Here is an 8,739-nt window from a genome sequence, read left to right as displayed (position 1 = left end):
CTCGGCCTGGGCAGGCTTCCTGACCTCGTCCGGCTCCCCGGTCTCGGTGGGATTCCCAACCGCGGCGGGCTTCCCGACCACGTCCGACTGCCCGACCTCGGCGGGCTCCCCGGCCCCGGCGGGATTCCCGGCCCCGGCGGGATTCCCGGCCCCGGCGGGATTCCCGGCCCCGGCGGGATTCCCGACCACGTCCGACTGCCCGACCTGGGCGGGCTTCCCGACCGCATCCGGCTTCCCGACCCCGGCCGGATCCCCGGCCGTGGCTGACGGTCCGCGATGGGCCGGTGGATCGGGCCGCGCCGGAGGCTCGGCTTGGGTCGCTGCGAGTTTTTCGGCGGATTTGCGGGCGGCGACGAGTTCCTTCGGTTCCTCCGCGGCGGGGTCGAGGGCGGGCGGGGCCGGAACCGTCCACATCCACTCGCGGAGTTTGTCGCGTTCGTGGGTGAGTTCGTGGATGTCGGTCTCGGCGTACTCGAACTCCGGGGACCAGAACAGCGCGTCGAAAGGGCAGACCTCGATGCAGATACCGCAGTACATGCACAGGGCGAAGTCGATGGCGAAGCGGTCGAGGACGTTGCGGCTGCGCTCGCGGCCACCGGGGGCGGCGGCCGGGACCGTCTCCTTGTGGGAGTCGATGTAGATGCACCAGTCCGGGCACTCCCGGGCGCAGAGCATGCAGACCGTGCAGTTCTCCTCGAAGAGGCCGATGACGCCGCGGGTGCGGGGCGGGAGTTCGGGCTGGGCGTCCGGGTACTGCGCGGTGACGGTCTTCTTCGTCATCGTGCGGAGGGTGACGGCCAGCCCCTTGGCGAGGCCGGAGCCGGGAATGGGGGCCACGGTTAGGAGATCACCACCTTGACGATGCCGGTGAGGGCGATCTGGGCGAGGGCGAGGGGAACGAGGAGGGTCCAGGCGAGTTTCTGGAGCTGGTCCTCGCGGAGACGGGGATAGGTGACGCGCAGCCAGATGACGACGAAGGCCAGCACGGCCGCCTTGAGGAGGGTCCAGACCCAGCCGAGGCCGTCGGCACCCCAGGGACCGTGCCAGCCGCCCAGGAAGAGGACGGTGGTCAGGCCGCACAGGACGACGATTCCGGCGTACTCGGCGAGGAGGAACAGGGCGAAGCGGAGGCCGGTGTACTCGGTGTACGCGCCGAAGATGATCTCCGAGTCGGCGACGGGCATGTCGAAGGGGGGTCGTTGCAACTCCGCGAGGCCTGCCACGAAGAAGACGATCGCGCCGACGACCTGCCAGGGCAGCCACCACCACTCGAAGGCGTCCACGATGCCCGGGAGGGAGACGGTGCCCGCCGCCATCGCGACGGAGGCCGCGGTCAGCAGCATCGGAAGTTCGTACGCGAGGAGTTGGGCGGCGGTGCGGAGGCCGCCGAGGAGGGAGAACTTGTTGGCCGAGGCCCAGCCCGCCATGAGTGAGCCGAGGACGCCCACGCCCATCACGGCGAGTACGAAGAAGATGCCGGCGTCGACGACCTCGCCGACGGCGCCCTCGCCGGGGCCGATGGGGATGGCGAGGAGGACCAGGAGGTACGGGAGGAGGGCGACGGCGGGGGCCAGTTGGAAGATACGGCGGTCCGCCCCTGCCGGGACGATGTCTTCCTTCTGCGCGAACTTGACTCCGTCCGCGACGAGTTGGGCCCAGCCGTGGAAGCCGCCCGCGTACATCGGGCCCAGGCGGCCCTGCATGTGGGCCATCACCTTGTGCTCGGTCTGACCGACGATCAGGGGGAACGTCAGGAACACGACGAAGACGACGAGGAGTCGCAGGGCGACGTCGAGAGCGTCGTTCACTGCGGGCCTCCGGAGGGGTCGTCGGGCGTGGTGGGGTTGGTGCGGGTGGCGGGGGTGTCGGACTCGGATTCGGAGTCGGAGGGTTCAGCCTTCGACTCCCGAGAGTTCTTCGGCTCCGGAACGGCCTCGGGCTCCGGGGCGCTCCTCGGTTCCGAGGTGCCCTTCGACTCCGAGGTGCCCTTCGACTCCGAGGCGGCCTCCGGCTCCGAGGCGCCCTTCGACTCCGAGGCGGCCTCCGGCTCCGGAGCGCCCCTCGACTCCAGCTCGGAGTCCCGCTCCGGCCCCGCCCCCACCCCCGGCTTCGACTCGTCGAAGGCTGGACGGGCGTGGTGCCAGGGAGCGTCGGAGCTGCCTGGCGCGGTGGGGCCCGCAGGGGCGGCGGGGGACGTCGGTTCGGCGCCCTCCGCTCGTTGGGTGGCCGAACCCTGGCCCGCACTGCGGGCGCGGCGCGGACCAGCCGGAGCCGCAGGAACCGCCGGAGCCGCAGGAACCGCCGGTTCAGCGCCCGCCGAGGGCTCCGGAGTCGCTGGAGCTGTCGCCGGAGCCGCCGCCGCCCCCTGACTCACAGACCCCTCCCCCGCCGTACGCCCCCGCCGCACAGGCCGGTCGCCGGACGCGCGGGCCGCGCCGCGGGCGGGTCGGGCCGGGGCCGGCGGGAGTTGGCCCTTGAGGGGACCCCACTCGTTGGGGTCGGGGACGCCCGGTGGGAGCATCTGGCGGCGCTTGGGACCGCCGTGTTCGGACTCGCCGGGTTCCTTCGCGCCGGGCCAGGCCTTGGCGACGCGGGCGGCGAGGACGAAGTCCTTGCGGAGGGGGTGGCCCTCGAAGCCCTCCGGCAGCAGCAGGTGGTCCAGGCCCGGGTGGCCCTCGAAGGTGACGCCGAACATCTCGTGGGTCTCGCGCTCGTGCCAGCCGGCGCCGGCGTACACGGAGACGGCCGACGGGAGGACGGGCGCCGGGTGCGGAACGGTCGTACGGACGAGAAGGCGCCGTAGCGGACCCAGCGCGGCCACGTGCGCCATGACGCGGAAGCCCGTACCCGGTTCGTCGACGGCGCTCAGCCAGTCGAAGTAGGTGCAGCCCAGCACCTCGCGCGAGGTCTCCAGAGCCGCGAGCCAGGAGGACGGCGGGACGTCGACCGTCAGGACCTCGTAGGACTCCTCGGCCGTGGCCTCGGGACCGAACAGCTCCTCGACGGGAGCGGGGAGCCAGCCGGTCATCGGGCGGCTCCCGGGGCCGGGGGCTGGACCAGACCACTCTGGAGCGCGGCGGTCGACGGTCGCGGCGCCGATCCGTACCGCTCGCCCAGGGACTCGCGGGCGATCTTCTCCTGGAGCTTCAGGATGCCCTGGAGGAGTGCCTCCGGGCGGGGCGGGCAGCCCGGCACGTAGACGTCGACCGGGATGATCTGGTCGACGCCCTTGGTGACGGAGTACGAATCCCAGTACGGGCCACCGCAGTTGGAGCAGGCCCCGAAGGAGATGACGTACTTGGGCTCGGGCATCTGCTCATAGAGGCGCTTCACGGCGGGCGCCATCTTGTCCGTGACCGTGCCCGACACCACCATCAGGTCGGCCTGGCGCGGGCCGGGCGCGAAGGGGATCACGCCGAGCCGGATGAAGTCGTGCCGGGCCATGGACGCGGCGATGAACTCGATGGCGCAGCAGGCGAGGCCGAAGTTGAAGACCCAGAGCGAGTAGCGGCGGCCCCAGTTGAGGACCACCTTCATCGGCTCGGGGGCCAGCCGGGAGAGGGCGCCGAGGCGCTTGGGCTCCGGCACGTACACCGGCTCGGGCACGGACACCGGCTCCGGCTCGGGGGTGGTCACGTCCACGTCAGGACCCCCTTCTTGTATGCGTACAGCAGGCCCACGGCCAGGAAGCCGAGGAAGATGAACATCTCCACGAGGGTCGCGGCGCCGTAGCCGGGCGCGGCGAAGACGGTCGCCCAGGGGAAGAGGAAGATCGAGTCGACGGCGAAGATCACGTAGAGGAAGGCGTAGACGTAGTAGCGGACCTGGGTGTGGGCCCAGCCCTCGCCGACGGGGTCGACTCCGCACTCGTACGTCAGGAGTTTCTCGGGGGTGGGGACCACGGGCCGCAGCAGGCGTCCCGCCCCGAAGGCGACGGCGACGAACAGCACGCCGACGACGGCGAGCAGTCCGACGACCGAGTACGACTGGAAGTAGTCCGCCGCGGCGGCGGGTTCGGCCCCAGCCCCGGTCGCCGTGAGCACGGTCGGTTCCGGCACGTCAGCCCCTCACTCCCTGGCCTCGATGGCGGCGCGCACGCTGTGCCGCGCCTCGTTCGACGATCTGTACGGACGGGAGTCTAGGGCCTGCTAAAGAAACGGTAAGCAGCCCGTCACGCCCGGACATGAGCCGAGCCGCTGCCGGGGTCCGGCCCGGGGGTGGGGTTTTCCCCAGTGGATCCCGGCGGTCCACCTCATGGCGCGGCGGCTCTCGGCCGGGCACGCTAGCGAATATGACCGAACGCATCCCGCCCACCGGCCCGCCGGACAGAACGTCCGGCGTCGACCGGCTGCCTCCCGCGCGCTTCGCCCTCGACAAGCAGACGTGGAAGGAGATCGCCCATCTGCTGGCCAATCTGCCGGCGGCGGTGCTCGGATTCACCTATGTGATGGTGGTGCTGTCCACGGGCGTCGGGCTGACCGTGACCGTGGTCGGTCTGCCGCTGCTCGCGGCCGGGCTGCTGGGCGCCCGGCAGCTCGGCAAGTTGGAGCGGGCCCGGGCCCGCCTGCTGCTCGGGGTGCGGGTGGACGAGCCGAGCCCGCTGCCGTTGCGCGGCCGGGACGGGTTCTTCGCCCACCTGTGGATGGCGTTGAAGGACCCGGTGGGCTGGCGCACGATCCTGTACGACCTGATACGGCTGCCGTGGGGCATCCTCACCTTCACGATCACGCTCACCTCGCTGTTCGTGCTGTGGCCGGTGCTGCCGTTCATCGCGCGGGGGCTGACGGAGGTGGACCGGGCGATGGTGCGCGGGCTGCTGTCGCCCTCCGAGGACCTGGAGCGGCGGATCGCCGAGCTGGAGTCGGACCGTGGGGTCGTGGTGGACACGGCAGCGGCCGACCTGCGGCGCATCGAACGTGATCTGCACGACGGGGCGCAGGCCCGGCTGGTCAACCTGGCGATGGGCCTCGGCCTCGCCAAGGAGAAGCTTCTGGAGGGGCAGGCCGACGACACGGTCGCGGCGATGGTCGACGAGGCGCACGGCGAGGTGAAGCTCGCGTTGCAGGAGCTGCGTGATCTGGCCCGCGGCATCCACCCGGCGGTCCTCACCGACCGCGGTCTCGACGCCGCGCTGTCCTCGGTCGCCTCGCGCTGCACGGTGCCGGTGAAGGTGACGGCCGACCTGGAGTCGCGGCCGGCCGCGGCGATCGAGGGCATCGCGTACTTCACCGTCTCCGAGCTGCTCCAGAACGTGAGCAAGCACAGCGCGGCGCGCTCCGCGTCCGTGGACGTGTGGCGGACGGACGAGCGGCTGCTCATCCAGGTGTGGGACGACGGTGGCGGCGGGGCCAGTCTCGACGGTGGTACGGGCATGGCGGGGCTCGCGGACCGGCTCGGCGCGGTCGACGGCCTGTTCGTCATCGACTCTCCGCCCGGCGGTCCGACCGTCATCACGGCGGAGCTGCCGTGGCGCGACCGCGATGTGGACCTGCGGCACGAGCCCGCACGGTGGCCGGCCCGGTAGCCGTAGCGGCTCCGCCATTCCACGGCACGCCCTCAAGGGCCCGTGGGCGTGCACGTACGCCCCCGGGCCCCTGCGTACGCCCGGATCCGGCACACACGCCCAAAGCCCAAAGCGGCAAAGCCCACAGCCCACAGCCCACAGCCACGATCTGCCTGCCCCGCCTCGCCCCGCCCCACCCAACGGCTGCCGGGGCGAGGTAGGGAAAACCCCCGTCCCAGGACGCCGACCCGCTCCATGGTCGGCGGAAGCCGCGGACGACAGGGTTGAGGTACGAGCCGACGAGCAGGACGAGTAGAACGGACGGGACCGATGGCCACGGATTACGGACAGGGGTACGGGCAGCACAGCGGGCCCGGATTCCACGGGGCGGGCACCGAAGAGCGGCGGCTGCGTCTTCCGTCCCCGCTGCGGGCGCCGATCGAGGCCCGAAGCTGGCGTGAGTTCGGCTATGTGCTGCTGAGCCTGCCGCTCGGCATCCTCATGTTCACGTACGCCGTCACGATGTTCGCGCTCGGCGCGGGCCTGCTGGTCACCTTCCTCGGCATCCCGGTGCTCGCCGGCATGCTGGCCGGCTGCCGGGGGTTCGGCTCGCTGGAGCGGGCGCGGGCGCGCCGGCTGCTCGGGGTCGAGGTCGCCGCGCCCGAGCCGCTGCGGATGCGGAAGCAGGGCGCGATGGCGTGGATGGGTGCCGTGCTCAAGAGCGGTGCGTCGTGGCGGCACCTGCTCTACGCGGTGGTGCAGTTCCCATGGTCGGTGTTCTCGTTCGTGGTGGCGCTGAACTTCTGGGTGTACGGGTGGGCACTGCTGACGTACCCGCTGTGGTTCTGGATCTTCCCGATGTACGGGGGGCAGGACGGACTCCAGCTCTACGGCGACGACTCGCACAGCATCTACCTGAACAACCCCTTCGAGATCACCGTGACCGCGATGGTGGGGCTGCTCTTCACGATGGCCTCGCCGTGGATCGTGCGCGGGCTGACGACGGTGGACCGGGTGATGGTGCGCGGGCTGCTCGGGCCCTCGAAGCTGGCGACGCGCGTGGTCGAGCTGGAGTCAGACCGGGGGATCGTGGTCGACACGGCCGCCGCCGACCTGCGGCGCATCGAGCGTGATCTGCACGACGGGGCGCAGGCCCGGCTGGTCGCCCTGGCGATGGATCTGGGGCTGGCCAAGGAGAAGCTGACCGAGGATCCGGAGGAGGCCGCGCGGATGGTGGGCGAGGCGCACGGTGAGGTGAAGACGGCGTTGCAGGAGCTGCGGGACCTGGCCCGCGGTATCCACCCGGCGGTCCTCACCGACCGCGGTCTTGACGCCGCGCTGTCCTCGGTCGCCTCGCGCTGCACGGTGCCGGTGCAGGTCGAGGTGGATCTGCCGGCCCGGCCGGCGCCCGCGATCGAGGGGATCGCGTACTTCACGGTCTCCGAGCTGCTGCAGAACGTCAGCAAGCACTCCCGGGCCACGCGGGCCACGGTCGATGTCTGGCGCGTCGAGAACCGGCTGATGCTTCAGGTCACGGACAACGGGGTGGGCGGCGCCGACGGGTCCGCCGGTTCCGGGCTGGCGGGGCTCACGGAGCGGCTCGGGGCGGTGGACGGAATCCTGGTGGTGGACTCGCCGGTGGGCGGGCCCACCCGGATCACCGCGGAGCTGCCCTGGCGGGGGTGACCCGGCCGGGGGTGCGCCCGAGGCGGCGTGGGGTGTTCTTCGCCCCCGCCGCCCCTACCCGTTCCCGAGCCGACCCGTTCCTGACCCGTTCCCGCCCCCTGAGAGCTCCCCCTCAGGGGCCCTGTCGCGCCCGTCCGCGAACTCCGGACAGGCTGAACACCTGCCCGTCGGTCCCAATGCTGGAATGCTGGGGGCTGTCGTATCAGCGGGGACTAACCCGGCGCGGGCCGGGAGCAGGGCTCTGGGGGGCCGAAAATCGTGGAGGACAGAGTGCGGGTCGTCATCGCCGAGGATTCAGTGCTGCTGAGGGAGGGCCTGACCCGGTTGCTGACCGATCGCGGACATGACGTCGTGGCGGGCGTCGGGGACGGGGAGGCGCTGATAAAGACGATCACCGAGTTCGCGGCCGTGGACGCGCTGCCGGATGTCGTCGTCGCCGACGTCCGGATGCCTCCGACGCACACCGACGAGGGGGTCCGGGCCGCCGTACAACTGCGCAAGGCGCATCCCGGGCTCGGTGTGCTGGTGCTGTCGCAGTACGTGGAGGAGCAGTACGCCACCGAACTGCTGGCCGGTTCGAGCCGTGGCGTCGGCTATCTGCTCAAGGACCGGGTGGCCGAGGTGCGGGAGTTCGTGGACGCGGTGGTGCGGGTGGCCCAGGGGGGTACGGCGCTGGACCCGGAGGTGGTCGCGCAACTGCTCGGGCGGAGCCGCAAGCAGGACGTGCTCGCGGGGCTCACCCCCAGGGAGCGGGAGGTCCTCGGGCTGATGGCCGAGGGGCGGACCAACTCCGCCGTCGCCCGGCAACTCGTCGTGAGCGACGGCGCGGTCGAGAAGCACGTCAGCAACATCTTCCTCAAGCTGGGGCTTTCGCCGAGCGACGGGGACCACCGACGTGTTCTGGCGGTGCTCACCTACCTGAAGTCCTGACCATCTGACACCGTGCCGGACGGTCGTCGGCGCACCGGAAGGAACGAGAGCCGGCCGAGCGACATGAGGACCGGAGGCCGAGCGGCACGGGCCGAAAGCCGAGCTGCGAGAGAACCGAACGATGAGCGGTACGAGAACCGAACGATGAGCGGGAGCGTCTTCAAGGGAAGTGCCGGGGGGGTAAGTCATGACAAGTCAGGCCGTCAAGCAGTCTCAAAATGGCATCCACTGTGCGAATGACCTCGGGAAGGCGCCCCTTACAGACGTAGGGTTGATCCTGGGATGGCCTGCGCGAAGGCCGCTCCCTGACAGCCGCCTCGAGGGAGGTCCAGTTCAGTGACCAGCCAGGTCAGTAGCGCAGCGGAACAGGCCGACGGAGCCGTCGTAGGAGAACAGCGCAAACCGGCAGGGGCTAAAGAGCTCCGCCGGCTGGATCGGGTGATTATCCGGTTCGCGGGTGATTCCGGTGACGGGATGCAGCTCACGGGGGATCGGTTCACTTCGGAGACGGCGTCGTTCGGCAATGACCTCTCGACTCTTCCGAACTTTCCCGCCGAGATCCGGGCGCCCGCAGGAACCCTGCCGGGCGTTTCGTCTTTTCAGCTGCATTTCGCCGATCA

General features: G+C 71.1%; 7 protein-coding genes and 2 pseudogenes. 4 read left to right on the top strand and 5 right to left on the bottom strand.

The genetic code is table 11. The features are described 5' to 3' along the window. Window positions 1–285 precede the first annotated feature (285 nt). The 5 genes and pseudogenes from ACIBLC_RS38875 to ACIBLC_RS38855 all read right to left on the bottom strand — a co-directional run. A pseudogene (locus tag ACIBLC_RS38875) lies at window positions 286–837 on the bottom strand (NuoI/complex I 23 kDa subunit family protein); the annotation flags it as partial. Window positions 838–839: 2 nt separating this feature from the next. Then, on the bottom strand, window positions 840–1,808 hold the full coding sequence (locus ACIBLC_RS38870) for an NADH-quinone oxidoreductase subunit H (RefSeq protein WP_399216209.1): 969 nt from the start codon (window positions 1,806–1,808) through the stop codon (window positions 840–842). Then, window positions 1,805–3,028 (bottom strand): NADH-quinone oxidoreductase subunit C, encoded by a 1,224-nt coding sequence (locus tag ACIBLC_RS38865; RefSeq protein WP_399216208.1) that lies wholly within the window; start codon window positions 3,026–3,028, stop codon window positions 1,805–1,807. Before ACIBLC_RS38865 ends, ACIBLC_RS38870 begins: the two co-directional genes overlap by 4 nt. Beyond that, on the bottom strand, window positions 3,025–3,642 hold the full coding sequence (locus ACIBLC_RS38860) for an NADH-quinone oxidoreductase subunit B (protein WP_399216207.1): 618 nt from the start codon (window positions 3,640–3,642) through the stop codon (window positions 3,025–3,027). The genes ACIBLC_RS38865 and ACIBLC_RS38860 overlap by 4 nt, the downstream gene beginning before the upstream one ends. Next, the gene (locus ACIBLC_RS38855) at window positions 3,633–4,058 is read right to left on the bottom strand and encodes an NADH-quinone oxidoreductase subunit A (protein ID WP_399216206.1); all 426 of its coding nucleotides are present in this window, start codon (window positions 4,056–4,058) and stop codon (window positions 3,633–3,635) included. The genes ACIBLC_RS38860 and ACIBLC_RS38855 overlap by 10 nt, the downstream gene beginning before the upstream one ends. A gap of 233 nt (window positions 4,059–4,291) precedes the next feature. On the opposite strand from ACIBLC_RS38855, the gene ACIBLC_RS38850 reads away from it, so the two are divergent. The 4 genes and pseudogenes from ACIBLC_RS38850 to ACIBLC_RS38835 form a co-directional block, all read left to right on the top strand. Further along, window positions 4,292–5,524 (top strand): sensor histidine kinase, encoded by a 1,233-nt coding sequence (locus tag ACIBLC_RS38850; RefSeq protein WP_399216205.1) that lies wholly within the window; start codon window positions 4,292–4,294, stop codon window positions 5,522–5,524. A gap of 309 nt (window positions 5,525–5,833) precedes the next feature. Beyond that, on the top strand, window positions 5,834–7,189 hold the full coding sequence (locus tag ACIBLC_RS38845; RefSeq protein ID WP_399216204.1) for a sensor histidine kinase: 1,356 nt from the start codon (window positions 5,834–5,836) through the stop codon (window positions 7,187–7,189). 270 nt (window positions 7,190–7,459) lie between these two features. Then, window positions 7,460–8,119, top strand: coding sequence for a response regulator (locus ACIBLC_RS38840; RefSeq protein ID WP_399216243.1), 660 nt, complete (start codon window positions 7,460–7,462; stop codon window positions 8,117–8,119). A 336-nt stretch (window positions 8,120–8,455) separates the two neighbouring features. Next, a pseudogene (locus ACIBLC_RS38835) lies at window positions 8,456–8,739 on the top strand (2-oxoglutarate ferredoxin oxidoreductase subunit alpha); the annotation flags it as partial.

This window comes from Streptomyces sp. NPDC050535, from assembly GCF_044457665.1.
In the GTDB taxonomy this organism is placed as follows: Bacteria; Actinomycetota; Actinomycetes; order Streptomycetales; family Streptomycetaceae; genus Streptomyces.
The sequence above is the reverse complement of the archived record's forward strand: the minus strand, read 5'-3'. Positions and strand labels throughout refer to the sequence as shown.